This window comes from Nonomuraea sp. NPDC004702 (genome assembly GCF_053601695.1).
Genome location: NZ_JBSGCE010000032.1, coordinates 34170 through 59168 on the forward strand (window position 1 = coordinate 34170; position 24999 = coordinate 59168).

Consider the following 24999-nt stretch of genomic DNA (forward strand, 5'->3'; position numbering starts at 1 on the left):
CCGCGATCCGCTCACGGCGAACCGGAGCCCCGCCTCCGGCCGGCCGTCCTAACGCGGGCCGAACAGGGCCTTGATGCGCTTGGCCTGCTCCCTGCCCTCGGCCGCACTCTGCTCCTCCAGGGTGCGCGCCCGCGCCCCCTGGAGGAGGCGCTTCGTCGCCACCGCCGCGTCCCGGTTCGTCGACAGCAGCTCCGCGATCTTGTTCTGTACGGTCTTGTCCAGGTCGCCCCCGGCGACCACCTGCTCCGCGAGGCCGATGCGCATGGCCTCCTCGGCGTACACGTTCCTGGCGGTCAGGCAGATGTCGATCGCCTTGGCCAGTCCGACCAGCTCGACCAGCGGTTTGGTCCCCGTCAGATCCGGGACCAGGCCCAGTGCGGGCTCTTTCATGCAGAAGGTGACGTCGTCGGCCACGATGCGCAGGTCACAGGCGAGCGCGAGCTGGAACCCCGCGCCGATCGCGTGCCCCTGCACGGCGGCGATGGAGACGATCTCCGGGCGGCGCAGCCACAGGAAACCGTCCTGTGCCTGACGTATGCGCTGCTCGAAGGTCTCGCCGTCGGTTGCGGCGGCCGAGCTGAACGAGCCCTGTCCGGGCACTCCCTCCGGTGTGAACATCCGCAGGTCGATTCCTGCCGAGAAGGACGGTCCCTCACCTTTCACGACGACGACGCGCACCTGTTCGGGAAGGCCCTCCCCGATGCGAGCCAACGCCGACCATGTCGCGAACGTCTGGGCGTTGCGCTTTTCCGGCCGGTCCAGCGTGATCGTCGCTATCTCACCGTCCACCTCATGGCGAAGCCCGATCTCCGCCAGCCTTTCGGCAGAGACGTCCTCCGCGTTCCCCCCGCGCTGTGGTGCCTGTGCTTCCGCCATCGCCTGCTCCCTGTGTCCGGTCGCGCACGGGGTGCGCCACCAAGGCTGACCGTCGCGCCCGAGCTTACAGAATATGATTCTGGCTCGGGCGCGACAGCGGCTGACTAGGGACGGGCGGCTGCGGTCGCACGCTCCGAGACAGCCGTCAGCGCTTGGTCTTGCCTCGAGTCGCCCCGCCGCGCCCGCGCAGAGTCACACCGGACTCGCTAAGGATGCGGTGGATGAACCCGTAAGACCGACCGGTCGAAGCGGCCAGGGCGCGGATGCTCTCGCCCTGTGCGTAGCGCTTCTTGAGATCGCCGGCCAGTTTTTCCCGGTCGGCCCCGGTGACCCGGGTGCCCTTCTTCAGTGTCTCGGCCACGAGTACCTCCTGTAGTGCCGGACTTCCGCAGCGTTACTCCGCCATGATCAGTCATTTCAGCGGGATCGGCTACCTACTCCACGGGAAAAGATCCGTACCCACTCAAATTAAGATCAGGCAAGTGCCACAAGATCGGAAAATTCGTCGCTCCACGCGTCTTCAGTTCCGTCAGGCAGCAAGATCACCCTATCCGGTGACAAGGCGTCAACGGCACCCTCGTCATGGGTGACGAGGACGATTGCTCCTGAATACGACCTCAGAGCGTTGAGAACCTGCTCGCGGCTGACCGGATCGAGGTTGTTCGTGGGCTCGTCGAGCAGCAGGACGTTGGCGCTCGACAGCACCAGGATCGCGAGCGCGAGCCGGGTCTTCTCGCCGCCGGACAGGACGCCGGCGGGCTTGTCGACGTCGTCGCCGGAGAACAGGAACGAGCCGAGGACCTTGCGCAGCTCGGTGTCGGTGAACTCGCCGCCCGCCGAGCGCATGTTCTCCAGGAGCGTGCGGGAGGGGTCGAGGGTCTCGTGCTCCTGGGCGTAGTAGCCGACCTTCAGGCCGTGGCCGGGCCGCAGCTCGCCGGTGTCGGGGGACTCGATGCCGCCGAGTATGCGCAGCAGCGTGGTCTTGCCGGCGCCGTTGAGACCGAGGATGACGACCCTGTGACCTCGGTCGATGGCCACGTTGACGTCGGTGAACACCTCCAGGGACCCGTAGGACTTCGACAGGCCCTCGGCCATGAGCGGCGTGCGGCCGCACGGCAGCGGCTCGGGGAAGCGCAGACGGGCGACCTTGTCGCTCTGGCGCTCCTCCTCGGTGCCGGCCAGCAGGCGGTGGGCGCGGCGCATCATGTCCTGGGCCGCCTTGGCCTTGGTGGCCTTGGCGCGCATCTTGTCGGCCTGGGCCAGCAGGGCGCCCGCCTGCTTCTCGGCGTTGGCGCGCTCGCGCTTCCTGCGCTTCTCGTCGGTCTCGCGCTGGGCCAGGTAGGCCTTCCAGCCGACGTTGTAGTGGTCGATCACCGAACGGTTGGCGTCGAGGTGGAGGACCTTGTTGACCGTGGCTTCAAGAAGGCCGACGTCGTGGCTGATGATCACCAAGCCACCTTGATGAGAGCGCAAAAAATCACGAAGCCACCCGATTGAGTCCGCATCTAGGTGGTTTGTCGGCTCGTCGAGAAGGAGAGTTTCCGCTCCGCTGAAAAGAATTCGCGCCAATTCCACGCGGCGCCGCTGACCGCCGGAAAGCGTTTGCAACGTCTGGCCGAGGACCCGGTCGGGCAGGCCGAGGCTGGAGGCGATGGAGGCGGCCTCGGACTCGGCCGCGTAGCCGCCGAGCACGTGCATCTGGTCTTCGAGCCTGCCGTACCGCTTGACGGCCTTCTCGCGGGTGCGCTCGTCGGCGGAGGACATGCCGATCTCGGCCTCGCGCAGCTTGCGCAGGACCTCGTCGAGGCCGCGCGCGGACAGGATGCGGTCGCGGGCCAGCACCTGAAGGTCGCCCGTACGGGGGTCCTGGGGCAGGTAGCCGATGCTGCCGGAGGAGGTGACCGAGCCCGCGGCGGGCAGCGCCTCCCCCGCGAGCACCTTGGTCAGGGTGGTCTTGCCCGCGCCGTTGCGGCCGACCAGACCTATCTTGTCGCCGGGGTTGACCCGGAAGGAGGCGTTCTCGATGAGCAGGCGCGCGCCCGCGCGCAGCTCGATGTCACTGGCGATGATCATATTGGCGGACACTCCCGAGCTAGGAAACGAGGATTGGGCGTGCGACCGCCGGTCAATCGGGAGTATGCATACAGATCAGTGTAGGGCCCCCGTGCCAGGCGCTACCTCTGCTTATAGGGGCTCCAGGTGCCCTGCGGTACGCGTGGGACAGGGCTGTCAGGCGGGCAGCGCGGTCGCGGCGCCGGCGGCCATCCCGTCGAGCATGAGGTGCAGGTACTTCTCCGGACGGGCGGCCACGGGGGCGGGCAGCCCGTCAGGGTGGCAGGTGAAGACGTTGAGCAGGCTGACGACGTCCTCCCAGGTCACGTCGGGACGCATGCCGCCCTCCGCCTGGGCCCGGCGGACGAGCCCCTGGAGCAGCGCCAGCCAGCGTTCCTTGCTCTCGGCGAACTCCGTCGTGCCCGCGATGGCCTCCTCCGGCAGGTGGGCCAGCGCGGCGGCCAGCGCGACGCGGCCGGGGGCGGCGGCCCACAGCACGAAGCCGCGCAGCGCGCTCCAGGCGTCCCGCTCGCCGTCGACGGCGTGCTCCAGGGCCTCGGCCAGCGACTGGACGTAATGCTCGCCCAGCGCGGCGATGAGCGCCTCGCGGTCGGGGAAGCGGCGGTAGAGGGTGCCGACGCCGACGCCGGCCTGCCGCGCGATGAGCTCCATGGGCGCGTTGACGCCGCGCTCGGCCATCACCCTGGCGGCCGCGTCGAGGATCTTGACCAGGTTCCTTCTGGCGTCCGCGCGCACGTCCCGACCTCCTAAGTGGACGAATTGTTTCCGCTTAGTGTACCGTCCAGGAAAGCGGACGAAGAGATTCCACTTAGGAGGCCATCATGATCGTGATCACCGGCGCGACCGGGTCCATCGGCCGGGCCCTGGTCGCCCAGCTCGCCGGCCAGGACGTGCTCGCGGTGTCGCGGACGCCCGCCGACCTGGGCGTACCGCACGCCGTCGGCGACTTCACCCGGCCGGAGACGATCGGCCGGCTGCTGTCCCCCGGCGACCGGATGTTCCTCAACAGCTCGCCGTTCCCCGGGTTCGCCGAGCGGCTCAACGAGGTCGTCGACCTGGCCGCCGAGGCGGGCGTGGCGCAGATCGTCGAGGTCTCGGTACGCGACGCCGCCCCCGGCGCCGCGCTCAGCGCCGGGCCCCACGGCGAGGTCGACGAGCACCTGCGCGCCTCCGGCGTGCCGCACGCCGTGCTGCAGCCGACCGGGTTCATGCAGAACCTGCTCGGCGAGGTGCGCGGCGACCGCTTCCACGGCTCCTGGGGCGCCGGCGGGATGAACTACATCGACGCCAGGGACATCGCCGCGGTGGCCGCCGCCCTGCTGACCCGGCCGGTGGGCGCGTCGGGCTCGTACCTGCTGACCGGGCCCGAGTCGCCCACCCACGAGGAGATCGCGGCGACCATGACCCGCGTGCTGGGGCGTCCCGTGTCCTACGTGGACCTGCCGGTGCCCGAGATGGCCGCGCGGCTGGCCGGGCAGGGGATCCCTGAGCCGTTCGCCACCGAGCTGGCCGCCGCGCAGGCGACGCTGAGCCGGACCGGCTGGGCGGAGATCACCACGACCGTCGAGGAGGTCACCGGCCGCCCGCCCCGCACCCTGGCCGCCTTCGTCGCCGACCACGCCGACGCCTTCCTCCCGGCGTCCTGACCGCCTGAACGAACCCTCAGGGCTCAGGACGGGTCGACCACCCGGATCCGGACGGCCCGGAACCGGGCGGGCGCGTCGCGCAGGACCGCGAGCCTCGGGTCGGGCACCACCAGGAACGGCTCGCTCTCCAGCGCGAACACCGGCGCGAGCCGCCGGTCGCCGCGCAGCGCGTCGACCGCCCGCCGGTCGCCGCCGAGCACCACCGCCTCCAGCTCGCCGAGCCGCGGCACGAGCACCCGCACCGCCGTCTCCGCCGCGCTGTCGAACGCCTGGGCCGCCTGCTTCTGCCGCCTCCTGGCGAAGCGCTGCTGCGACCACCCGCCGGCCGCCGTACGGCCCTGGACCAGCCGGGAGCCGACCTTGGAGTCCAGCAGCTCGGCGCCGTGGAACACGCCGGCCGCGTACCCGCCGAGCCGGACCAGCAGCACGCCCACCCGCCGCGCGGCCTGCGCGTGCGCGGCCAGCCTGGTCACGTGCGGCGGGCCGGGGGTCATCGGCGGGAACGGCACGTGCAGCTCGGCCAGCGCGCCGTCGGCGGCGGTCAGGCGGACCACGCGGTCGTCGCCGGCGGCCTCGAAGGGGCCGTGGCGGCCGGCGAACCCGTCGATCCAGGGGTGCACGCGCTCGGGCGGCACCGTGACCCAGCGGCCGCCGCCTCTGGCCGGACGCGCGCTCATGCGGGAAGGGTAACCGAACGACATTCCCTTCACGAGAAGGGGGGAACTATAGCGGAAATGTCGGTGAACTTCGTTTCGGAGGGCTTCTGCCGAAACCGTGCCGGTCGGATCATCTGAACGTGTCCTCCCTGCTCACCAGCCCTGTAGTGGATCTCGACAACGGGGCCGTCATCGCGCAGCCCGCCGTCGTCGACCCGGCGGGCGTTCTCCGGGCGGCTCCGCTGCCCATGGTGCTGCCACTGCCCCTGCACGTGGTGCTCTCGGGCGCCGGGGCGCTGGCGCCGCTCCACGAGGCCCTGCGGCGGGCGGGCAGGCATCCTCGTGAGGCGATCCTGATGCTCACCGGAACGTGCCAGGAGCAGGACCGCCGCCTGCTGAAGGTCAGCCTCGACGGGCTGCGCACGATCGGCTACCTGCTGGGCTTCGCCGACGTGGGCGCGGGCGGCCCGGCGCTGGACGTCGTCACCGACTCCGCGCCGTACCTGCTGGCGCTGGACGAGGAGCTGGTGACCAGGTTGCCCGGCGACCACCGGGCGGCGGCGGTGGCGCGCGCGGTGGTGACGCTGGCCCGCGGGATCGGCGCGCACGTGCTGGCCCCTGGCGTCGAGCGCGAGGGGCAGGTGGCGGTGGCCCGCGGCCTGGGCGTGCGCCTGGCCCACGGCCCGCTGCTGGCGCCCGGCCCCGACGGCAAGATCCGGGTGCCGCTCCCGGTGGCCGACGAGTCGCCGGACACGCTGATGCTCGGCCCGCGCGTGCAGGAGCTGCTGGTCCCGGCGGTGACGCTGCCGGCCGGGGCCAAGGCGGAGGAGGTCGTGGCGGCGTTCGGGCACGAGCCCACGATCACCAGCGTGATCCTGGTGGACGAGTACCAGCGCCCCAAGGGCAGCCTCGACCGCAGCCGCTTCCTGCTGTCCTTCGCCGCCCGGTACGGGCACGCCCTGCACGGCGCCAAGCCCGCCCAGCGCCTGGCCGACCCGCCGCGCACGGTCCCGAGGACGACCCCGGCCATCGCCGCCATGCAGGCCGCCGGCCGGGACGCGGCCCGCATCTACGACGACCTGGTGGTCACCGACGAGCTCAACCGCTGCCTGGGCATCGTGCGGGTGTCGGACCTGATCCGCCAGATCGCCGCCATGCGCACCTGAGATCCAGCCGGGCCCGGCCAGACCCAGCCCGGCCAGACCCAGCCCGGCCAGACCCAGCCCGGCTAGACCCAGCCCTGGGCCTTGGCCCGCCGCACGGCCTCGATGCGGTTGCGCGCGTGCGTCTTCTGGATGGCCGAGGACAGGTAGTTGCGCACCGTGCCCTCCGACAGGTGCAGGCGGCGGGCGATGTCCCCGATCGTGGAGCCGTCGGCGGCGGCGGCCAGCACGTCGCGCTCGCGCGCCGACAGCGGGTTGGGCCCCGCGCTCAGCGCCGCCGCGGCCAGCCCCGGGTCGATGACCCGCTCCCCCGCCTGCACCCGGCGGATGGCCGCCGCGAGATCCTTGGCCGGGCTGTCCTTGACCAGGAACGCCACCGCCCCCGCCTCCATCGCGGTGCGCAGGTAGCCGGGCCGCCCGAACGTGGTCAGGATCATCACCCGGCAGCCCGGCACCCGGGCGGCGATCTCGGCGGCGGCGGTCAGGCCGTCCTTGCCGGGCATCTCGATGTCGAGCAGCGCGATGTCGGGGGTCGCGGCGACCGCGACGGCGACGGCCTCGTTCCCGTCGGCGGCCTCGCCGACCACCTCGATGTCGGGCTCCAGGCCGAGCAGCGAGGCCAGCGCGCCGCGGATCATGCCCTGGTCCTCGGCCAGCATCACCCGGATCACGCGGCCGTCCCCACTCCGACCGGCACCAGCACCCGCAGCCGGAACCCGCCCTTGGGCGCGCCGCCGGCCTCCATGGTGCCGCCCGCGCCCGTCACCCGTTCGCGCAGGCCGCCGAGCCCGCTGCCGGTGCCCTGCGGCTCGCCGCCGCGTCCGTCGTCCATGATCTCCAGGGTGGCGTGTTCGCCGTCGCACGTCACCTGGATCTCGCAACGGGCGGCCCGCGCGTGCCGTACGACGTTGGTGACGCCCTCGCGCACCGCCCAGCCGAACAGCCCGTCGAGCAGGTCGGGCAGCGGCGTGCCGGACACCCGCACCTCGGCCCGCACGCCCGCCGCGCGCAGCACCGAGCGGGCGCCGTCGATCTCCTCCGACAGGCTGCGCTGCCGGTAGCCGGTGACCGCCTCGCGCACCTCCACCAGCGCCTGCCTGGCCACGGACTCGATGTCGGCGATCTCCTGCCGCACCTGCGGCGACTCCTCGGCCAGCCGCCCGGCCAGCTCGCTCTTGAGCACGATCAGCGACAGGCTGTGGCCCAGCAGGTCGTGCAGGTCGCGGGCGATGCGCAGGCGCTCCTCCGTGGCCGCCAGCCTGGCCACCTCGCCCTGCGCCTCGTGCAGCCTCAGCGTCAGCACCCGGCTGTTGCGGATGCTGATGAACAACACGCCCAGCGTGACGACCTGCAGCCCCAGGACGACGACGCCGGCGAACTCGTCGCCGGTCAGCACCCCGGCCGCCACCACCACCGCCAGGTTCACGCCCACCCCGGCCAGCGCCCAGGCGGGCGGGAGGGTGAACCCGTAGAGCACGACCGTGTAGACCGGCAGCGTGAGCCAGGCGCCGCCGAAGGCGAACGCGCTGACCACCGCGATCGCCGCGGTCACGCCGAGCAGGGGGAAGGTGGCGCGCGAGCGCTCGTGGAAGCTCTTGGCGCTGATCACCGTGCCGGCGAAGCAGCCGATGAACGCGACCAGCGCCACGGCCCCCCAGATCGCCCGGGCGCCCGTGACGCCGCCCGCGACGATCTCGGCGATCGGGAAGACGAGGTAGACCATGCCGACGGACATCCCGAGCAGCCGCCGCCTGGGCGACGGCCGCCCGTCGCCGAAGTGCAGCTTGTCGGCGAAACTCATGCCCGAACAGTAGCCCGGCGGTACAGGTAGGCGGCAGCCCCGCCCAGGACGACCGCCCATCCGCCGACCACCAGCACGTCGGTCAGCGCGACGCCGTTCCCGGCGACGATGCTCCAGCCGAGGCTCGCGTAGTGGTAGGAGGGCATGATGTCGGCCACGGTCCGCATGGTGTCGCCGAACACCTCGGGCGGGAACCACAGGCCGCCCGCGATGGCCAGGACGAACATGCAGATCATCGCGGCCGGCTGCGCGGCGTCGGCCGTCAGCAGCGACCCGATCGCCAGGCCCAGCGCGATGAACGGGATCGTCCCCAGCCACATGGCCAGCAGCAGCGGCACCCACCGGCCGACCGGCATCGACACGCCCTGCTGGACGACCCCGACGACGGCCACCAGCAGCAGCGAGGGCAGCACGAGCAGCATGGCGGTGCCGAGCTTGGTGGCGATGATCATCCAGTTGGGCAGCGGGGTGATCTGGAGCTGGCGCAGCCAGCCGGACTGCCGTTCGGTCGCCCACGGCACCGCCGAGCTCATCATCGACGAGGCCAGCGCCCCGTAGGCGGCCATGGAGACCATCAGCACGACGCTGTAGCTCACCCCGGCGCCGTCGGTCTGCTTGCCGTAGATGTTGGCGTTGATCAGGTACAGCACGACCGGGAAGATGACCACGAAGATGATGTAGCGCCGGTTGCGCAGCATGCGCATCGCCTCGGTCTTGGCGTAGAACAGCATCAGGACTCCCTGGTGAGCGCGAGGAAGGCGTCTTCGAGGTCGGCGCCGGTGAGCTGGAGGCCCCTGACGTCGAGCTCGGTGCCCCGGAACAGGGCGGCCACGGTCGCGTCGGGGTCGGAGGTGTGCAGCGTGGCGGTGCCGGCGGCGACCTCGACGGCGGTGACGCCGGGCAGCCGGTCGAGCCCGGCCGCGGGCTGGTCGCCCAGCGTGAAGCGGACGACCTGCCCGCCCACGCCGGCCTTGATCTCGGCGGCGGTGCCGTCGGCGGCCAGCCGGCCGCGGGCGATGACGATCACCCGGTCGGAGTGCTCGTCGGCCTCCTCCAGGTAGTGGGTGGCGAACAGCACGGTCCTGCCGCCGGCGGCGTAGTCGTGCATGCTGGCCCAGAACCGCAGCCTGGACTCCACGTCCATGGCCGCGGTCGGCTCGTCGAGCAGCAGGATCTTCGGCGCGCCCGCGATGGCCAGGGCGAACCTGACGCGCTGCGTCTGGCCGCCGGACAGCTTGTTCGCGCGCCGCTTGACCAGGTCCGACAGGTCGGCCAGCTTCAGGATCTCGGCCAGCGGCAGCGGGTCGGGGTAGAGCCGGCGGACGAGGTCGATGAGCTCCTTGACCGACAGCTCGGGGATGAGGGCGCCGTTCTGGAGCATCGCGCCCAGCTCGCCGGCGCGCACCGCGTGGTCGGGCGTGCGGCCGTGGATGGTGATCGTGCCGCTGGTGGGGCGGAGCAGGCCGAGCAGCATGTTGATCGAGGTGGACTTGCCCGCGCCGTTGGGCCCGAGCAGGGCCACGGTCTTGCCCGGCTCGATGGCGAGCGAGAGGTCGTCGACGGCAAGCACGTCCCCGTAGCGCTTGCTGACCTGGTCGAACACGATGGCGTTCATGTCAGCAAACGCTACGGGCGCGGCTTTTCCCCCGTTAGTGTGATCCTTCCGGGGTTGACGGTGACATTTGTCAGAGGCGGCAGGCGTAGATGTCGGTGACCAGGATGGCCCGCGCGCCGATGTCCCAGAGCTGGTCCATCACCTGCTGGTGGCCCTTGCGCCGGACCATGGCCCGGACGGCGACCCAGCCCTCGCGGTGGAGCGGCGAGACCGTGGGCCCCTCCATGCCGGGCGTGAGGGCGATGGCCTCCTCGATGCGCTCGGCGCGGATGTCGTAGTCCATCATGACGAAGTCGCGGGCGTGCACGACGCCCTGCAGGCGGCGGACGAGCTGGCCCATGCCCGGCGTCTCCGGCGCGCTCTGCCGCTTGATCAGCACGCCCTCCGAACGCATGATCGGCTCGCCGAACACCTCCAGGCCGACGTTGCGCAGCGTGGTTCCGGTCTCCACGACGTCGGCGACCGCGTCGGCCACGCCGAGCCGGATCGCGGTCTCGACGGCGCCGTCGAGCTTGATCACGCGGGCGTCGACGCCCTGGTCGGACAGGTACTTGTCGAGCAGCCCCGCGTAGGAGGTGGCGATGCGCTGCCCGTCGAGGTCTTTGACCGACGACATCGTGCCCGCCTTGGCGGCCAGGCGGAAGGTGGAGCCGCCGAAGCCGAGCGGCATGATCTCCTCGACCGGCGCGCCGGAGTCGATCAGCATGTCGCGGCCGGTGATGCCGAGGTCGAGGGTGCCCTCCCCGACGTAGACGGCGATGTCGCGGGGACGCAGGAAGAACAGCTCGCAGCCGTTGTCCTCGTCGACGACGACGAGCTCCTTGCTGTCCCTGCGGGACCGGTAGCCGGCCTCCTTGAGCATGTTCTGGGCGGCTTCGCTGAGCGCGCCCTTGTTCGGTACGGCCAGACGCAGCATGTTCGGGTCTTCTTCCTCACTCATGGTCGATGGGACGCCGGGGCGGGCGCGAGGCGCCCTAGAGATGCTTGTACACCTCGTCGAGCCCGATGCCCTTGGCGATCATGAGCACCTGCACGTGGTAGAGGAGCTGGGAGATCTCCTCCGCCGCCCTGTCGTTCGACTCGTGCTCGGCGGCCATCCAGCTCTCGGCGGCCTCCTCGACGACCTTCTTGCCGATGGCATGCACGCCGGCGTCGAGCGCGGCCACGGTGCCCGAGCCCGCGGGCCTGGTACGCGCCTTGTCTGACAGCTCGGCGAACAGCTCTTCGAAGGTCTTCATGATCTCTCTCGTCGGTCGGTTGGCGTGCCTGACAAGCCTAGTCTGCGCGCGACGGTGACGCCGCCCGGAGTCCGCCACGCGAGACGGCCGCTTCCTGCCCGTCGTCCGGCCGCCGTTTGATCTCCGGAGGGCCGTTCTAGGCTGGTGGTCATGGACATCGCGACCGTGGGCAAGCTCTGGGACGCCGACCCGGGCTGGCTCAACACCCCTTCGTACGGCCTTCCGCCCCGCCCGGCCTTCGAGGAACTGCAGGCCGTGCTCACCGAGTGGCGGCACGGCAGCGGCGACTGGGCGCCCTGGGACGCCTCGGTCGGCCGGGCCCGCACGGCCTTCGCCCACCTGGTCGGCGCCGAGCCGGCCGACGTGACGGTCGGCTCGACGGTGTCGCAGATCATGTCCACGGTGGCGACCGCGCTGCCGCCGGGGGCGCGGGTGCTGGTGCCGGAGATCGAGTTCACCAGCAACCTGTTCCCGTGGGCGGTGGCGGCCGAGGTCGAGACCGTGCCCGCCGAGCGCCTGGCCGACGCCGTCACGAGCCGGACCGACGCCGTCGCCTTCAGCCTCGTGCAGTCGGCGACCGGTTACGTGACGCCGCTGCACGACGTCGTCGCCGCCGCCCGCGCCCACGACGCGCTGGTCATCGCCGACGGCTCCCAGGCGTGTGGGTGGTTGCCGGTGTCGGTGGCCGACGGCATCGACGTGCTGGCGTGCGCGGCCTACAAGTGGCTCATGGCGCCGCGCGGGGCCGCGTTCGGCTACCTGTCGCCCCGGGTGCGCTCCCTGATGCGGCCGCTGGCGGCCAACTGGTACGCCGGCGACGATCCGGGCGGCTCCTACTACGGGCCGCCGCTGCGGCTGGCCTCCGACGCCCGCGCCTTCGACCTGTCGCCGGCCTGGTTCTGCTACGTCGGCGCGGCGCCCGCGCTCGAACTGCTCAACGAGATCGGCGCCCAGCGCGTCCACGAGCACGACGTCGGGCTGGCCAACCGGTTCAGGGCCGGGCTGGGGCTGGAACCGTCCGACTCGGCGATCGTGTCGGTGGAGGCGCCGGGCGAGCGGCTGGCGGCGGCCGGCATCCGCGCCGCGGTGCGCGCCGGCCGGGTCCGCGCGGGCTTCCACGTCTACAACACCGTCGACGACGTCGACCGCGCTCTCGACGTCCTGACCTCCTAGCACGCCCGGGAACGACGAAGCCCGCCGCCCCTCCCCTGCGGGAGGCGCGACGGGCAGTCGGTCGTTCAGCCGGCGTCAGCGCTCGAAGCGGCGGCCGCCGTTGTTGCGGCGGAACCCGCCGTTGCCGCGCTCCTCGGAACGGAAGCCGCCGCCGGAGCGGAAGCCGTCGCGGGGGGCGCGCTCGTCGGAGCGGGCGGGCCGGTCACGGTCGCCCGAGAACGGGCGGCCGCGGTCGGCGCCGAAGCGGCCGCGGTCGTCGGAGCGGAAACCGCCGCCGCCACGCTGGCCGTCACGGTACCCGCCGCCACGGGGCGCCTCGGACCGGTAGCCGCGGTCGTCCTGGCGGAACGCCGGGCGGTCGTCGGAGCGGAAACCACGGTCGTCCTGACGGGCGGGGCGGTCGTCGGAACGGAAACCACCGCGGTCGTCCTGACGGGCGGGGCGGTCGTCGGAGCGGAAACCGCCGCGCGGCCGGTCGCCACGCCTGCGGTCGTCGCCGAACGTGCGCGCCTCGGCCGGACGCTGCCCGCCGCCGAACGGCCGCTCGCCCTCGGCGTGCCGGCGCGGACGACGGTCCTCACCGGACTCCTCGTGACGGCGCGGACGACGGTCGTCGCCGCCGGCGAAGGTGCCGTCCTCGTGCCGGCGCGGACGGCGCTCGCCGTCGAACTCGCGGCGCGGACGACGCCCGCCCCGGCGCTCGGCGCCGCCGTGACCGCCCTCACGGCGCGGGCGCAGCGGCTTGCGGACGTCGGGCTCCCACACGGGGATGGCCTCGCCGCTCGGCGTACGGGCCCCGGCCACCTCGGCCAGCCGGGGATGCCCCGGGGTGGCCTTGAGCCGGAACGGGTGGATGCCGGCGCGCCTGGTCAGGGCGTCGGTCGAGCGGCGCTCGTTGGGCAGCACCAGGGTGACGACGGTGCCCTTCTCGCCCGCGCGGGCGGTACGGCCGCCGCGGTGCAGGTAGCTCTTGTGGTCCTGCGGCGGGTCGACGTGCAGCACCAGGCTGATGTTGTCGACGTGGATGCCGCGGGCCGCGACGTCGGTGCAGACCAGCACGTTGATCGAGCCCTCGCGGAACTCGGCCAGGATGCGGGTGCGCTGGTTCTGGCGCTTGCCGCCGTGCAGGCCGCCGGCCTTGATGCCGACCCGGGCGAGCTGCTTGCACAGCCGGTCGACGCCGTGCTGGGTGCGGACGAAGATGATCGTACGGCCCTCGCGGTTGGCGATCTCGGCCGTGACGTCGAACTTGTCGTCCCGGGTGACCTGCATCACGTGGTGCTCCATGGTGTCGACCGGCGAGGTCGCCGGGGCCACGGAGTGGGTGATCGGGTCCTTGAGGAAGCGGCGCACCAGCTTGTCGACGTCGCCGTCGAGGGTGGCCGAGAACAGCAGGCGCTGCCCGTCGGTCGGGGTCTGGGCCAGCAGCTCGGTGACGACGGGGAAGAAGCCGAGGTCGCACATGTGGTCGGCCTCGTCGAGGACGGAGACCTCGACCTGCGCCAGCGAGCACTCGCCCTGCCGGATCAGGTCGCCCAGGCGGCCCGGGGTGGCGATCACGATGTCGACGCCGCGGCGCAGTGCCTCGATCTGCTTGCCCATGGACATGCCGCCCACGACGACCTTCATCCGCAGCCCGAGGCCGCGGCCGAGCGGTTCGAGCGCGTCGTGCACCTGAAGGGCCAGCTCACGGGTGGGCACAAGGATCATCGCGCGCGGGTGGCCGGCGGCGGGCCGCACCCCCGCGATGCGAGCCATGGTCGGCAAACCGAAGGCCAGGGTCTTGCCCGAGCCGGTCTGGCCACGGCCCAGGACGTCATGGCCGGCGAGCACGTCGGGGATCGTCGCACTCTGGATGGGGAACGGGCTGTCGATGCCCTGCTTGGCCAGACCGCTGATGAGCGGCTTGGGAAGGCCGAGCAGTTCGAACTCCGACGGGCCCGTCTCGGGGGCGGTCTCGTCGAACGCGGGCATGACAGCGTCAAGCATGGTCACGAAATTCGTGCCTTTCAGTCGAAGTGGCGCGTCACTTCTGCGAAAGGACGAGCCGGGACATACGGCCTGATGCCGTACACGTTGCATTTACGCCCGCCATCGAGGCGGGACTTCACAGGGGGGATACACCGGGGCACCGGCCGCAGGCGGCGCGATGACGCGAGATGAGGCGTCTGGTGTATACCTGGTGCCAACGCCGGGGATGGTATCGGATATTCCCTGGCTGGGTACGGACCTTCCGAAACCCCTCCTTGGCACACTGAAACGGCTGACGCCCAACGCCAGCCGTTACAGCTAGAAAGATCAGACGTTGAAGCCTAGCATACGGAGCTGCTCACGCCCCTCGTCAGTGATTTTGTCCGGGCCCCACGGCGGCAGCCAGACCCAGTTGATCTTCACGTCGGAGACCATGCCCTCCAGGGCGGAGTGGGCCTGGTCCTCGATGACGTCGGTCAGCGGGCAGGCCGCGCTGGTCAGCGTCATGTCGATGGTGGCCACGGGCTGACCGGCGTCGGACGGGTCGAGGTTGAGCCCGTAGATCAGCCCCAGGTCGACGACGTTGATGCCGAGCTCGGGGTCGACGACGTCTTTGAGCGCCTCCATGACCTCCTCGACGGTGGTGTCACCGTCGAAGCCGGTCGGAGTCTCCACAGGCTTGCTCATTGGGCACTCCTCACCACAGCGTCCTTGTAGGCCATCCACGACAGCAGCGCGCACTTGACGCGCGCCGGGAACTTGGCCACGCCCGCGAACGCCACCGCGTCCCCGAGCACCTCCTCGTCGGCCTCGACCTGCCCCCGGCCCTGCATGAGCCGGGTGAACTCGTCGACCACCGACAGCGACTCCTCGACCGTCGAGCCGGTGGCCAGCTCGTGCAGCACGGAGGCGGCCGCCTGGCTGATCGAGCAGCCCTGGCCGTCGTAGGAGACGTCTTCGATCTTACCGGCGTCGCCCACCCTGACCCGCAGCGTGATCTCGTCGCCGCACGTCGGGTTCACGTGGTGAACCTCGGCGTCGTACGGCTCGCGCAGCCCCCGCCCCTGCGGGTGCTTGTAGTGTTCCAGGATCAGCTCCTGGTACATCGACTCGCCGATCATGGCTATGCGAACACCTTCTGAACGTGATGGAGGCCGCGCACCAGGGCGTCGATCTCGCCCGTGGTGTTGTACAGGTAGAACGACGCCCGCGTGGTCGCCGGTATTCCGAACCGCAGGTGCAGCGGGCGCGCGCAGTGGTGCCCGACGCGGACGGCGACCCCGAACTGGTCGTCCAGGATCTGCCCCACATCGTGGGGGTGTATGCCTTCCAGCGTGAACGACAGCGTGCTGCCGCGCTGGTCGAGGGAGTCGGGCCCGATCAGCCGCAGCGACGGCACCTCGCGCAGGGCGTCGAGGGCGTAGGCCGTCAGCGAGCGCTCGTGCGCCTCGATGGCGTCCATGCCGACCGCGGTGAGGTAGTCGACCGCCGCGCCGAGGCCGATGGCCTCGACGATGGGCGGCGTGCCGGCCTCGAACTTGTGCGGGATCGGCGCGTACGTCGAGCGGTCCATCCAGACCGCCTCGATCATCTCGCCGCCGCCCAGGAACGGCGGCATGGCCTCCAGCAGCTCGGTACGGCCCCACAGCACGCCGATGCCCGAAGGGCCGACCATCTTGTGACCGGTGAAGGCCACGAAGTCGGCGCCCAGCGCGGCCATGTCCACCGGGTGGTGCGGCACGGACTGCGAGGCGTCGAGCATGATCAGCGCGCCGACCTCGTGCGCCCGCGCGGCCACCGCGGTGACCGGGTTGACCGTGCCGAGCACGTTCGACTGGTGGGCGATCGAGACGATCTTCGTGCGCTCGGTGACGACGGCCGGGTCGAAGTCGAGCCGCCCGTCGTCGGTGACGCCGAACCACTTCAGCGTGGCGCCGGTGCGCTGCGCGAGCATCTGCCACGGCACGATGTTGGAGTGGTGCTCCATCTCGGAGATGACGATCTCGTCGCCGGGGCCGAGGGTGAAGCGCGGGTCGGTGTTGGCCGGGTTGCCGAAGGAGTAGGCCACGAGGTTGAGGGCCTCGGAGGCGTTCTTGGTGAAGATCACCTCGTCGCGCGAGCCCGCCCCGACGAACGCCGCCACCTTGTCGCGCGCGCTCTCGTACGCCTCGGTCGACTCCGCGCCGAGCACGTGCATGGCCCGCCCGACGTTGCTGTAGTGCAGCGCCAGGTGGTCGCGCATGGTGTCGATGACCTGGTTGGGCTTCTGCGAGGAGTTGCCCGAGTCGAGGTAGACGAGCGGGCGCCCGTCGGGCAGCTCGCGGGAGAAGACCGGGAAGTCCTTCCTGATCTTCTCCACGTCCAAGCTGGTGGAAGTCATGCAGATGCCTTCGTGTACTGCTCGTAGCCCTCGGCCTCGAGCTTGTCGGCCAGCTCCGGCCCGCCCTCCTCGACGATCCGGCCGCCGGCGAAGACGTGCACGAAGTCGGGCTTCACGTAGCGCAGGATGCGGGTGTAATGGGTGATCAGCAGCACGCCGGTCTCACCCATGGAGCGGAAGCGGTTGATGCCCTCGGAGACCACCCGCAGCGCGTCGACGTCGAGGCCGGAGTCGGTCTCGTCGAGCACGGCGATCTTCGGCTTGAGCAGCTCCAGCTGGAGGATCTCGTGGCGCTTCTTCTCACCGCCGGAGAAGCCCTCGTTGAGGTTGCGCTGGGCGAAGGCGGCGTCGATGGACAGCGCGTCCATGCCGGCCTTGAGGTCCTTGGCGAACTCGCGCAGCTTGGGCGCCTCGCCGCGGACCGAGGTGACGGCCGAGCGCAGGAAGTTCGACACCGACACGCCGGGAACCTCGACCGGGTACTGCATGGCGAGGAACAGGCCGGCGCGGGCGCGCTCGTCGACCGACAGCTCCAGCAGGTCGACGCCGTCGAGCAGCACCTGGCCGCCGGTGATCGTGTACTTGGGGTGACCGGCGATCGCGTAGGCGAGGGTGGACTTGCCCGAGCCGTTGGGGCCCATGATGGCGTGCGTCTCGCCGGACTTCACCGTCAGGTTGACGCCGCGCAGGATTTCCTTGTCCTCGACGGCGACCTTGAGGTCACGGATCTCTAGGGTGGACACGTTTATGACTCCTTCGAGAGCGAGACGAGGACGTCGTCGCCGTCGATCTTGACTGTGTAGACGTTCACGGGCTTGGTGGCGGGCGGGCCGGTGGGCTTGCCGGAGCGCACGTCGAAGCACGAGCCGTGCAGCCAGCACTCCAGCGTGCCGTCGTAGACCTCGCCCTCGCTGAGCTTCACCTCGGCGTGCGAGCAGACGTCGTGCAGGGCGAAGACGTCGGCGCCCTTGCGCACCAGCGCCACCGGGGTCTCCCCGACCTCGACGCCGATGACGCCGCCGTCGGGGATGTCGGCGACCTGGCAGACCTTCTCGAAACTCATCGCGCGAGCTCCGCCTCCACCGCGGCCAGCACGCGGTCGCGGATCTCCTCGATCTGGATCTTCTCGATGAGCTGGCCGAGGAAGCCCCTGATGACCAGGCGGCGGGCCTCGTCGTAGGGGATGCCGCGGGCCTGGAGGTAGAAGATGTGCTCGTCGTCGAGGCGGCCCGAGGCCGAGGCGTGCCCGGCTCCGGCGACCTCGCCGGTGAGGATCTCCAGGTTGGGGACCGAGTCGGCGCGGGCGCCGTCGGTGAGGATGAGGTTGCGGTTGAGCTCGTAGGTGTCGGTGCCCTCGGCCTCGACCCTGATGATCACGTCGCCGATCCAGACGGCGTGCGCGTCCTGCCCCTGCAGCGCGCCGCGGTAGTCGACGTTGCTCTTGCAGTTGGGCTGGGAGTGGTCGACCAGGAGGCGGTGCTCCAGGTGCTGGCCGGCGTCGACGAAGTAGACGCCGGACATGTCGGCGTCGCCGCCGGGCGCGGTGTAGGCCACGCTGGGCGAGAGCCGGACCAGGTCGCCGCCGAGGGTCACCACGAAGCTGCGGAAGGTCGCGTCCTTGGCGAGCTGGGCGTGGTGGTGGGAGACGTGCACGGCGTCGTCGTCCCAGTCCTGGAGGCTGACGACCTTGAGGTTGGCGCCGTCGCCGACGACGAACTCGATGTTGTCGGCGTAGACGGCGCTGCCCTTGTGGTCGAGCACGACCACGGCCTCGGCCATCGGCTCCACCTTGACCACGATGTGGCCGTAGGCGGCGCCGTCGCCCTCACCGGTCAGGGTGAGCACGGTCGGCTTCGACGTGACGGCCTCGCGCGGCACCGTGATCACGGTCGCCTTCTCGAAGCTGTTCCACGCCTGCGCGCTGACCCGGTCGGTGGGCGTGAACGCCTTGCCGACGCGGGCGTCGTCGCGCCCGACCGTCTCGACGACGACCTCGGGCGCGGCCTCGACGTCGAGGCGCACGTGGCCCACGGGGTCGGCCTTGCCGTTGTGCAGGCCCTTCAGGCGGGACAGCGGCGTGAAGCGCCACGACTCCTCGCGCCCGGTCGGGACCTCGAAGTCGCCCAGGTCGTAGGACGCCTTCTCGTGCAGGGTCGACAGGGGCTTCTCGTTCAGGCCCATCAGCCGACGGCTCCTTCCATCTGCAGCTCGATCAGCCGGTTGAGCTCGAGCGCGTATTCCATGGGCAGCTCGCGGGCGATCGGCTCGACGAAGCCGCGCACGATCATCGCCATGGCCTCGTCCTCGCCGAGCCCGCGGCTCATGAGGTAGAAGAGCTGGTCCTCGCTGACCTTGGAGACCGTGGCCTCGTGGCCCATCGAGACGTCGTCCTCGCGCACGTCGACGTACGGGTAGGTGTCGGAGCGGCTGATCTGGTCGACCAGGAGCGCGTCGCACTTGACGGTGCTGGCGCTGCCGTGGGCGCCCTCCTCGATCTGCACGAGACCGCGGTAGGAGGTGCGGCCGCCGCCGCGCGCCACCGACTTGGAGATGACGCTGGAGCTGGTGTTGGGCGCCAGGTGCACCATCTTGGAGCCGGCGTCCTGGTGCTGGCCCTCGCCGGCGAAGGCGACGCTCAACGTCTCGCCCTTGGCGTGCTCGCCCATCAGGTAGACGGCCGGGTACTTCATCGTGACCTTGGAGCCGATGTTGCCGTCGATCCACTCCATGGTCGCGCCCTCGTAGGCGACGGCGCGCTTGGTGACCAGGTTGTAGACGTTGTTCGACCAGTTCTGGATGGTCGTGTAACGGCAGCGGGCGTTCTTCTTCACGATGATCTCGACGACCGCGCTGTGCAGCGAGTCGGAGGAGTAGATCGGCGCGGTGCAGCCCTCGACGTAGTGGACGTAGGAGTTCTCGTCCACGACGATCAGGGTCCGCTCGAACTGGCCCATGTTCTCGGTGTTGATCCGGAAGTAGGCCTGCAGCGGGATCTCGACCTCGACGTTCGGCGGCACGTAGATGAACGAGCCACCGGACCACACGGCGGTGTTGAGCGCGGCGAACTTGTTGTCGCCGACCGGGATCACCGAGCCGAAGTACTCCTTGAAGAGCTCCTCGTGCTCCTTCAGACCCGTGTCGGTGTCGACGAAGATGACGCCCTTCTCCTCAAGGTCCTCACGGATCTTGTGGTAGACGACCTCCGACTCGTACTGGGCCGCGACGCCGGCGATGAGGCGCTGCTTCTCCGCCTCGGGGATGCCGAGCTTGTCGTAGGTGTTCTTGATGTCGGCGGGCAGCTCGTCCCAGGAAGCGGCCTGCTTCTCGGTCGAGCGCACGAAGTACTTGATGTTGTCGAAGTCGATGCCGGTGAGGTCGGAGCCCCAGGTGGGCAGCGGCTTCTTGGCGAACAGGCGGAGGCCCTTCAGGCGAAGGTCGAGCATCCACTCCGGCTCGTTCTTGAGCGCGGAGATGTTGCGGACGACCTCCTCGGACAGGCCACGCTTGGCCGCCGCGCCCGCGGCATCCGGGTCGGCCCAGCCGAACTTGTAATTCCCGAGGCCTTCCAGCTCCGGGCGGTCGGTGACAGTCACCTTCCGGTCTCCTTGCTCTTGTCTCTGTGTGCGGATTCAGCCAGCGACTTGGGGCTCACGTGGGTCGTGCAGACCCCGTCGCCGTGCGCGATCGTGGCCAGGCGCTGCACCGGGGTGCCGAGCAGTTGCGCGAACGCCTCCGTCTCGGCCTCGCAGAGCTGCGGGAACTCCGCGGCCGCGTGAGCCACCGGGCAGTGGTGCTGGCAGAGCTGGTCGCCGCCCGACTTGGCCTTGCTGGCCGAGGCGGCGTACCCCTCTGCCGACAGCGCCTGCGCCAGCACCTGTACGCGCTGGTCCGCCGGCACCGTCCGCATGACCGGCTCCAGCCGCGTCAGCAGGCTCGACACCTGCGAGCGGGCGAAGTCGGTCACGGCTTCTCGCCCCATGCGCTCGGCCAGGAAGCGGAGTGCACTCCCGGCGAGGTCGTCATAGGCGTGCTCGAAAGCACTGCGCCCCGCGTCGGTGATGGCGAACAGCTTGGCGGGCCGTCCGCGCCCGCGCTGACCGCGCGGCCTGACCGTGCGAGGCTCTATCATTCCCTCGGCCAGCAACGCGTCGAGGTGCCTGCGCACCGCGGCGGGCGTCAGCCCCAGCCGCTCGCCGAGCGAGGCGGCCGTCACGGGACCATGCTCAAGGATCAGCCTGGCGACGCGCGCGCGGGTGCTGCGCTCGCTACCGGGCTCGATCGTGGGCATGTTTTTCACAACATCAGTGTGCCGTAATTCCTTCCCGCTGCACAAACGAATCGGAGCAGGCCACCAATGGAATTGCTCACGCAGGTAAGGCTTACCTAACCTTTCGGCGTCCCAAGATCGCGAACGCGAGCGTGGAGCAGACGATGAGGCCGAGCATCACGCAGGCCATCGGCACGGCCGTGCCCTCGCCCGCCAGGCCGACCAGCGGGGCGGCCAGGGCGCCCAGCGCGAACTGCAGCACGCCGAGCAGCGCCGAGGCGCTGCCGGCGATCTGGGCGGGCTGCCCGGCCAGCGCGAGCGCGCCGGTGCCGGGCAGGACGAGCCCCTGACCCAGCATGATGACGAACAGGCCCGCCACGATGCCGGCCAGGCCGAGCCCGGTGAGCGCGGCGGTCAGCAGCAGCCCGGCGCCCACCAGGCCGGTGACCAGCCCGATGACGACCAGGCGGGCGGGCTCCACGCGGCCCGACAGGCGGCCGCCGAGCTGGGCCATCGCGGTCAGGCCGAGCGCGTTGAGCCCGAAGATGAGCGAGTACTGCTGCGGGGTGGCGCCGTACACCTGCTGGAGCACGAACGGCGAGCCGGAGATGTAGCCGAACATCGCCGCGAAGGCCAGCCCGGCGGTGAGCGCGCAGCCCATGAACGCGCGGTCGCGCAGGAGCTGCCAGAAGGTGCGCACGGTGTGCCCCAGCCCGCCGCTCTCGCGCCGGTCGGCGGGCAGCGTCTCGCGCACCCCCGGCAGCACGGCCAGCAGCAGCACGAGCCCGGCGACGCTGAGCGCCACGAACACGCCGCGCCAGGAGGTGAAGGCGAGCAGCTGGGCCCCGGCGATGGGGGCGAGGATCGGCGCCAGGCCGCTGACCAGCATGAGCGTGGCGAAGATGCGGGCGATGGCGGCGCCGTCGTACAGGTCGCGGACGACCGCGCGCACGATGACCAGCGCCGCCCCGCCCAGAATGCCCTGCAGCAGCCGCAGGACGATCAGCACGGGCACCGACGGCGCGAACGCGCACAGCAGCGAGGCGACCATGAACCCCGACACGCCCACGATCAGCGGGACGCGCCGCCCGCGCACGTCGCTGACCGGGCCGGCGACGACCTGGCCGACGGAGACGCCGATCAGGCAGGCGGTGAGGGTGAGCTGGACCTGCGCGGGAGCGCTGAGCATCTCCTCGGTGATGGCGGGCAGGGCGGGCAGGTACATGTCGATGGACAGCGGGCCGATCGCCGACAGCGCGCCCAGGATGACCAGCAGCAGCCCCCGCCTCCCGCCCTTGGTCTCGCCCTTGCTCCCAATGGCGGCGGACGCGGCTTCTGCCACGGACATGCGTGAACCCCTTCCCCTCGCAGGCCGATGACCCACGAGGGCCGAGGGATCAAACCGGGATTCGGTCCTCCTAATTCCCGGTTATCAGATATTTCATGACGTTTCGTTGAGCTGGATGACGCCGAAGGCCGCGCCCTGCGGGTCGATGAGCTGCGCGAACCTGCCGGGCGGCGCCTCGGTCACGCCGGTGAGCACGTCGGCGCCCGCGTCGGCGGCGGCGTGCAGGGCCGCGTCGAGGTCGGCGACCGCGAAGTAGGTCAGCCAGAACGACGGCAGTTCCGCCGGCGCCTCGTCGGGCATCGGGATCATCCCCGCGACGGCCGCCTCCCCCGCCACCCACTCGGTGTACGCCATGCCGCCCAGGTCGGACGTGCGGGACGTCCAGCCGAAGACCGCCGAGTAGAAGCGCTCGGCGGCCGGCGCGTCCCGGGTGCACAGCTCGTTCCAGCAGAACGCGCCGGGCTCGTTGACCAGCTCCGCACCCGCGTGGGCGGCCCCCTGCCAGGCGGCGGCGTAGGAGCCGTCGGGGGCCCGCAGGGCGACCATGGTGCCCTCGTCGAAGATCGCCATGGGCTCCGCCACGACGGTGCCGCCGGCGTCCCTGACCCGGCCGGCCAGCGCGGCGGCGTCGTCGGTGGCGACGTAGGTGTTCCAGAGCGAGGTGGAGCCGCCGTCGCGGACGGGGCCGATCCCGGCGACCTTGCTGCCCTCGTGGACGAACATCCCGTAGCCGCCGGCCGCCGGGTCGTCGACCATGTCGGCCCGCCAGCCGAACAGATCCCCGTAGAACCGGACCGAGCCGGGGACGTCGGTGCTGGCCAGGTCCACCCAGCACGGAACTCCTGGGTCGTATCCACTGCGTCGCGACATGTGGAGCTCATCGCCGCGCTTCCCCCGGTTCTCACGTCTTTCCGGGGAACGGTCCGGTCAAGAGCCGTCCATTTCCGGGCAGGGCCGCCCGGCGGGCGTTCGCCGGGCGCGTACCTGGGGGCCGGACCGCCCGGCGCAGTCCCTAAACTCGTGGCCATGGATTCCCCAGCCGTCGAGATCGTCGACCTGGTCAAACGCTACGGCGGCCGGACCGCCCTCGACGGCCTCACCCTGCGGGCCGGCCGCGGCGCGGTCACCGCCGTCCTCGGGCCCAATGGCGCGGGCAAGACGTCCACGGTCGAGATCTGCGAGGGGTTCCGCAAGGCTGACTCCGGCACCGTTCGGGTGCTCGGCCTGTCGCCCACGCTGCCCGAGCTGCGGCCGCGCGTCGGGGTGATGCTCCAGGCCGGCGGGGTGCCGCCGGCGATGCGCTGCGCCGAGTGGCTGCGCCTGGTCGCGCGCTTCTACGCCCGTCCGCACGATCCCGGCGCGCTGCTGACCCGGCTCGGGCTGGCCGAGCACGCGCGCACCCCCTACCGGCGGCTGTCGGGCGGGCAGCAGCAGCGGCTGTCGCTGGCCGCGGCCGTGATCGGCAGGCCGGAGCTGGTGTTCCTCGACGAGCCGACCGCCGGGCTCGACCCGCAGGCCCGGCACGCCTGCTGGGACCTGGTCGGCGAGCTGCGCGGCGCCGGGGTGTCGGTGGTGCTGACCACCCACCACATGGAGGAGGCCGAGCGGCTGGCCGACCACGTCGTGATCATCGACAGGGGGCGCGTGGTGGCCGAGGGCAGCCCGGCCTCGCTGACCGGGGCCGAGCGGCAGCTCAGGTTCAGGGCCCGGCCGGGGCTCACGCTGGAGGAGCTGCTCAACGCGCTCCCGGTGGGCAGCGCGGCCAAGGAGTCGCCGGCCGGCCACTACATCATCGAGGGCCAGGTGGGGCCCGAGCTGCTGGCCACCGTCACGGCCTGGTGCGCGGCGGAGGGCGTCACGGCCGACGACCTGCGCATCGAGCGCCGTACCCTCGAAGACGTCTTCCTCGAACTGACCGGCAGGGAGCTGCGATGACCCCCGTGCTCGACCTCTCGCCCGCGCCGGGCGCCGCGCCGTTCCCGCGCATGGTGCTCGCGCAGGCCGGCTCGGAGGTCCGCACGATGCTGCGCAACGGCGAGCAGCTCCTGCTCACCCTGATCATCCCGGTGCTGCTGCTGGTCGGCTTCTCGCTGGCGCCGCTGGTCGACGTCGGGGGCGGCCGGCGGGTCGACTTCCTCGTGCCGGGCGTGCTGGCCCTGGCCGTCATGTCCACGGCCTTCACCGGGCAGGCCATCGGCACCGGCTTCGAGCGCCGCTACGGCGTGCTCAAGCGGCTGGGCGCGACCCCGCTGTCCCGGGCCGGGCTCATGCTGGCCAAGACGGCCGCGGTGGTGGCCGTGGAGGTCATCCAGGCGGCGGTGATCGTGGCGGTGGGGCTGGCGCTGGGCTGGCGGCCCCACGGGTCGTTCCTGGCCGCCGCGGTGCTGGTCGTGCTGGGCACGGCGGCCTTCAGCGGCCTCGGCCTGCTCATGGCGGGCACGCTGCGGGCCGAGGCGACGCTGGCCGCGGCCAACCTGGTCTACCTGGTGCTGCTGGGGGCGGGCGGGGTGATCTTCCCGCTGTCGAAGTTCCCCGAGGGCGCGCGGCCGGTCCTGGAGCTGCTGCCGATCTCGGCCCTGACCGGCGGCCTGCGCGCGGTGCTCGCCCAGGGGGCGGCGCTGCCGCTGGGGCCGGTGCTCGTCCTGGCAGGCTGGGCCGTGCTGACCCTGGCGCTGGTCTCGCGGCTGTTCCGCTGGGAGTGAGGCGGCTGTGCCGCTGGGGGTGAGGCTGCTCCGCTGGGAGTGAGGGGGCGCGCCACCCCGCGTGCGGAGATGTCGTCCGAGGTCAGTACG

Annotated in this window: 27 protein-coding genes; 5 read left to right on the forward strand and 22 right to left on the reverse strand. The window is 71.4% G+C overall.

Annotation, left to right across the window (positions count from 1 at the left end; all coding sequences use genetic code 11):
* Positions 1-48: 48 nt before the first annotated feature.
* From ACWEJ6_RS32560 to ACWEJ6_RS32575, 4 genes are all read right to left on the reverse strand, one after another.
* Positions 49-876: an enoyl-CoA hydratase/isomerase family protein gene (locus ACWEJ6_RS32560; protein ID WP_452428773.1), complete on the reverse strand. Its 828-nt coding sequence runs from the start codon at positions 874-876 to the stop codon at positions 49-51.
* Positions 877-1021: 145 nt separating this feature from the next.
* Positions 1022-1237, reverse strand: a complete 216-nt coding sequence (locus ACWEJ6_RS32565; RefSeq protein WP_352363545.1) for a helix-turn-helix domain-containing protein — start codon at positions 1235-1237, stop codon at positions 1022-1024.
* Positions 1238-1350: 113 nt separating this feature from the next.
* Entirely contained in the window at positions 1351-2949 is a 1599-nt protein-coding gene (locus ACWEJ6_RS32570) for an ABC-F family ATP-binding cassette domain-containing protein (RefSeq protein ID WP_358300088.1), read from the reverse strand.
* A gap of 156 nt (positions 2950-3105) precedes the next feature.
* Positions 3106-3684 (reverse strand): TetR/AcrR family transcriptional regulator, encoded by a 579-nt coding sequence (locus ACWEJ6_RS32575; protein ID WP_452428776.1) that lies wholly within the window; start codon positions 3682-3684, stop codon positions 3106-3108.
* 86 nt (positions 3685-3770) lie between these two features.
* Between ACWEJ6_RS32575 and ACWEJ6_RS32580 the strand changes: the two genes are divergently transcribed.
* Positions 3771-4595 (forward strand): NmrA family NAD(P)-binding protein, encoded by an 825-nt coding sequence (locus ACWEJ6_RS32580; RefSeq protein ID WP_452428778.1) that lies wholly within the window; start codon positions 3771-3773, stop codon positions 4593-4595.
* A 23-nt stretch (positions 4596-4618) separates the two neighbouring features.
* Here the strand turns inward: ACWEJ6_RS32580 and ACWEJ6_RS32585 are convergent, their stop codons facing one another.
* On the reverse strand, positions 4619-5272 hold the full coding sequence (locus tag ACWEJ6_RS32585; RefSeq protein ID WP_452428780.1) for an acVLRF1 family peptidyl-tRNA hydrolase: 654 nt from the start codon (positions 5270-5272) through the stop codon (positions 4619-4621).
* A 119-nt stretch (positions 5273-5391) separates the two neighbouring features.
* Here ACWEJ6_RS32585 and ACWEJ6_RS32590 point away from each other — a divergent pair, with 119 nt between their 5' ends.
* A complete protein-coding gene (locus tag ACWEJ6_RS32590; RefSeq protein WP_358300100.1) occupies positions 5392-6417 on the forward strand; it encodes an EAL domain-containing protein in 1026 nt (341 codons plus the stop codon).
* Positions 6418-6479: 62 nt separating this feature from the next.
* On the opposite strand, the gene ACWEJ6_RS32595 is transcribed toward ACWEJ6_RS32590, so the two are convergent.
* The 6 genes from ACWEJ6_RS32595 to ACWEJ6_RS32620 form a co-directional block, all read right to left on the reverse strand.
* Positions 6480-7085 carry a response regulator transcription factor gene (locus ACWEJ6_RS32595; protein WP_358300103.1) on the reverse strand — a complete coding sequence of 202 codons (606 nt, stop codon included), beginning with the start codon at positions 7083-7085 and terminating at the stop codon, positions 6480-6482.
* On the reverse strand, positions 7082-8215 hold the full coding sequence (locus ACWEJ6_RS32600; protein WP_452428783.1) for a sensor histidine kinase: 1134 nt from the start codon (positions 8213-8215) through the stop codon (positions 7082-7084). Before ACWEJ6_RS32600 ends, ACWEJ6_RS32595 begins: the two co-directional genes overlap by 4 nt.
* Positions 8212-8946, reverse strand: coding sequence for an ABC transporter permease (locus ACWEJ6_RS32605; RefSeq protein WP_358300109.1), 735 nt, complete (start codon positions 8944-8946; stop codon positions 8212-8214). The genes ACWEJ6_RS32600 and ACWEJ6_RS32605 overlap by 4 nt, the downstream gene beginning before the upstream one ends.
* Positions 8946-9830: an ABC transporter ATP-binding protein gene (locus ACWEJ6_RS32610; RefSeq protein WP_452428785.1), complete on the reverse strand. Its 885-nt coding sequence runs from the start codon at positions 9828-9830 to the stop codon at positions 8946-8948. Before ACWEJ6_RS32610 ends, ACWEJ6_RS32605 begins: the two co-directional genes overlap by 1 nt.
* 70 nt (positions 9831-9900) lie before the next feature.
* Positions 9901-10746, reverse strand: a complete 846-nt coding sequence (hisG, locus tag ACWEJ6_RS32615) for an ATP phosphoribosyltransferase (protein ID WP_352325534.1) — start codon at positions 10744-10746, stop codon at positions 9901-9903.
* Between the two features lie 58 nt (positions 10747-10804).
* The gene (locus tag ACWEJ6_RS32620) at positions 10805-11068 is read right to left on the reverse strand and encodes a phosphoribosyl-ATP diphosphatase (protein ID WP_189652386.1); all 264 of its coding nucleotides are present in this window, start codon (positions 11066-11068) and stop codon (positions 10805-10807) included.
* Between the two features lie 150 nt (positions 11069-11218).
* On the opposite strand from ACWEJ6_RS32620, the gene ACWEJ6_RS32625 reads away from it, so the two are divergent.
* Positions 11219-12241, forward strand: a complete 1023-nt coding sequence (locus ACWEJ6_RS32625; RefSeq protein ID WP_387680006.1) for an aminotransferase class V-fold PLP-dependent enzyme — start codon at positions 11219-11221, stop codon at positions 12239-12241.
* A gap of 75 nt (positions 12242-12316) precedes the next feature.
* Here ACWEJ6_RS32625 and ACWEJ6_RS32630 read toward each other — a convergent pair whose 3' ends face one another.
* From ACWEJ6_RS32630 to ACWEJ6_RS32680, 11 genes are all read right to left on the reverse strand, one after another.
* On the reverse strand, positions 12317-14230 hold the full coding sequence (locus ACWEJ6_RS32630) for a DEAD/DEAH box helicase (RefSeq protein WP_387680003.1): 1914 nt from the start codon (positions 14228-14230) through the stop codon (positions 12317-12319).
* A 309-nt stretch (positions 14231-14539) separates the two neighbouring features.
* Positions 14540-14899 (reverse strand): metal-sulfur cluster assembly factor, encoded by a 360-nt coding sequence (locus ACWEJ6_RS32635; RefSeq protein ID WP_352325530.1) that lies wholly within the window; start codon positions 14897-14899, stop codon positions 14540-14542.
* On the reverse strand, positions 14896-15333 hold the full coding sequence (sufU, locus tag ACWEJ6_RS32640) for a Fe-S cluster assembly sulfur transfer protein SufU (RefSeq protein WP_352325531.1): 438 nt from the start codon (positions 15331-15333) through the stop codon (positions 14896-14898). Before sufU ends, ACWEJ6_RS32635 begins: the two co-directional genes overlap by 4 nt.
* A 2-nt stretch (positions 15334-15335) precedes the next feature.
* On the reverse strand, positions 15336-16592 hold the full coding sequence (locus tag ACWEJ6_RS32645) for a cysteine desulfurase (RefSeq protein ID WP_452428789.1): 1257 nt from the start codon (positions 16590-16592) through the stop codon (positions 15336-15338).
* Complete coding sequence (gene sufC / locus ACWEJ6_RS32650) at positions 16589-17335, reverse strand: Fe-S cluster assembly ATPase SufC (RefSeq protein WP_452428791.1); 747 nt, start codon at positions 17333-17335, stop codon at positions 16589-16591. The genes ACWEJ6_RS32645 and sufC overlap by 4 nt, the downstream gene beginning before the upstream one ends.
* A 2-nt stretch (positions 17336-17337) precedes the next feature.
* A complete protein-coding gene (locus ACWEJ6_RS32655; protein ID WP_352325535.1) occupies positions 17338-17655 on the reverse strand; it encodes a non-heme iron oxygenase ferredoxin subunit in 318 nt (105 codons plus the stop codon).
* Positions 17652-18773, reverse strand: a complete 1122-nt coding sequence (gene sufD, locus ACWEJ6_RS32660) for a Fe-S cluster assembly protein SufD (protein ID WP_358300127.1) — start codon at positions 18771-18773, stop codon at positions 17652-17654. The genes ACWEJ6_RS32655 and sufD overlap by 4 nt, the downstream gene beginning before the upstream one ends.
* The gene (gene sufB / locus ACWEJ6_RS32665) at positions 18773-20185 is read right to left on the reverse strand and encodes a Fe-S cluster assembly protein SufB (RefSeq protein WP_352364380.1); all 1413 of its coding nucleotides are present in this window, start codon (positions 20183-20185) and stop codon (positions 18773-18775) included. The genes sufD and sufB overlap by 1 nt, the downstream gene beginning before the upstream one ends.
* Positions 20182-20880: a helix-turn-helix transcriptional regulator gene (locus ACWEJ6_RS32670; RefSeq protein ID WP_352328768.1), complete on the reverse strand. Its 699-nt coding sequence runs from the start codon at positions 20878-20880 to the stop codon at positions 20182-20184. Before ACWEJ6_RS32670 ends, sufB begins: the two co-directional genes overlap by 4 nt.
* A gap of 91 nt (positions 20881-20971) precedes the next feature.
* The gene (locus ACWEJ6_RS32675) at positions 20972-22207 is read right to left on the reverse strand and encodes a multidrug effflux MFS transporter (RefSeq protein WP_387679998.1); all 1236 of its coding nucleotides are present in this window, start codon (positions 22205-22207) and stop codon (positions 20972-20974) included.
* Positions 22208-22300: 93 nt separating this feature from the next.
* Entirely contained in the window at positions 22301-23077 is a 777-nt protein-coding gene (locus ACWEJ6_RS32680) for a VOC family protein (RefSeq protein ID WP_452428794.1), read from the reverse strand.
* A gap of 156 nt (positions 23078-23233) precedes the next feature.
* Between ACWEJ6_RS32680 and ACWEJ6_RS32685 the strand changes: the two genes are divergently transcribed.
* Positions 23234-24142, forward strand: a complete 909-nt coding sequence (locus tag ACWEJ6_RS32685; RefSeq protein WP_358300138.1) for an ABC transporter ATP-binding protein — start codon at positions 23234-23236, stop codon at positions 24140-24142.
* The gene (locus ACWEJ6_RS32690; RefSeq protein WP_358300141.1) at positions 24139-24909 is read left to right on the forward strand and encodes an ABC transporter permease; all 771 of its coding nucleotides are present in this window, start codon (positions 24139-24141) and stop codon (positions 24907-24909) included. The genes ACWEJ6_RS32685 and ACWEJ6_RS32690 overlap by 4 nt, the downstream gene beginning before the upstream one ends.
* Positions 24910-24999 lie beyond the last annotated feature (90 nt).

What these genes read in the sequence shown, in the direction of transcription:
- ACWEJ6_RS32680 (WP_452428794.1), bottom strand. Translation starts at nt 23,077, where the DNA reads ATGTCGCGACGCAGTGGATACGACCCAGGAGTTCCGTGCTGGGTGGAC.
- sufU (WP_352325531.1), bottom strand. Translation starts at nt 15,333, where the DNA reads ATGATCGGCGAGTCGATGTACCAGGAGCTGATCCTGGAACACTACAAG.
- hisG (WP_352325534.1), bottom strand. Translation starts at nt 10,746, where the DNA reads ATGCTGCGTCTGGCCGTACCGAACAAGGGCGCGCTCAGCGAAGCCGCC.
- ACWEJ6_RS32610 (WP_452428785.1), bottom strand. Translation starts at nt 9,830, where the DNA reads ATGAACGCCATCGTGTTCGACCAGGTCAGCAAGCGCTACGGGGACGTG.
- ACWEJ6_RS32645 (WP_452428789.1), bottom strand. Translation starts at nt 16,592, where the DNA reads ATGACTTCCACCAGCTTGGACGTGGAGAAGATCAGGAAGGACTTCCCG.
- ACWEJ6_RS32605 (WP_358300109.1), bottom strand. Translation starts at nt 8,946, where the DNA reads ATGCTGTTCTACGCCAAGACCGAGGCGATGCGCATGCTGCGCAACCGG.
- ACWEJ6_RS32685 (WP_358300138.1), top strand. Translation starts at nt 23,234, where the DNA reads ATGGATTCCCCAGCCGTCGAGATCGTCGACCTGGTCAAACGCTACGGC.
- ACWEJ6_RS32585 (WP_452428780.1), bottom strand. Translation starts at nt 5,272, where the DNA reads ATGAGCGCGCGTCCGGCCAGAGGCGGCGGCCGCTGGGTCACGGTGCCG.
- ACWEJ6_RS32625 (WP_387680006.1), top strand. Translation starts at nt 11,219, where the DNA reads ATGGACATCGCGACCGTGGGCAAGCTCTGGGACGCCGACCCGGGCTGG.
- ACWEJ6_RS32570 (WP_358300088.1), bottom strand. Translation starts at nt 2,949, where the DNA reads ATGATCATCGCCAGTGACATCGAGCTGCGCGCGGGCGCGCGCCTGCTC.
- ACWEJ6_RS32690 (WP_358300141.1), top strand. Translation starts at nt 24,139, where the DNA reads ATGACCCCCGTGCTCGACCTCTCGCCCGCGCCGGGCGCCGCGCCGTTC.
- ACWEJ6_RS32600 (WP_452428783.1), bottom strand. Translation starts at nt 8,215, where the DNA reads ATGAGTTTCGCCGACAAGCTGCACTTCGGCGACGGGCGGCCGTCGCCC.
- ACWEJ6_RS32620 (WP_189652386.1), bottom strand. Translation starts at nt 11,068, where the DNA reads ATGAAGACCTTCGAAGAGCTGTTCGCCGAGCTGTCAGACAAGGCGCGT.
- ACWEJ6_RS32675 (WP_387679998.1), bottom strand. Translation starts at nt 22,207, where the DNA reads ATGTCCGTGGCAGAAGCCGCGTCCGCCGCCATTGGGAGCAAGGGCGAG.
- ACWEJ6_RS32630 (WP_387680003.1), bottom strand. Translation starts at nt 14,230, where the DNA reads ATGCTTGACGCTGTCATGCCCGCGTTCGACGAGACCGCCCCCGAGACG.
- ACWEJ6_RS32580 (WP_452428778.1), top strand. Translation starts at nt 3,771, where the DNA reads ATGATCGTGATCACCGGCGCGACCGGGTCCATCGGCCGGGCCCTGGTC.
- ACWEJ6_RS32635 (WP_352325530.1), bottom strand. Translation starts at nt 14,899, where the DNA reads ATGAGCAAGCCTGTGGAGACTCCGACCGGCTTCGACGGTGACACCACC.
- ACWEJ6_RS32655 (WP_352325535.1), bottom strand. Translation starts at nt 17,655, where the DNA reads ATGAGTTTCGAGAAGGTCTGCCAGGTCGCCGACATCCCCGACGGCGGC.
- ACWEJ6_RS32560 (WP_452428773.1), bottom strand. Translation starts at nt 876, where the DNA reads ATGGCGGAAGCACAGGCACCACAGCGCGGGGGGAACGCGGAGGACGTC.
- sufD (WP_358300127.1), bottom strand. Translation starts at nt 18,773, where the DNA reads ATGGGCCTGAACGAGAAGCCCCTGTCGACCCTGCACGAGAAGGCGTCC.
- ACWEJ6_RS32670 (WP_352328768.1), bottom strand. Translation starts at nt 20,880, where the DNA reads ATGCCCACGATCGAGCCCGGTAGCGAGCGCAGCACCCGCGCGCGCGTC.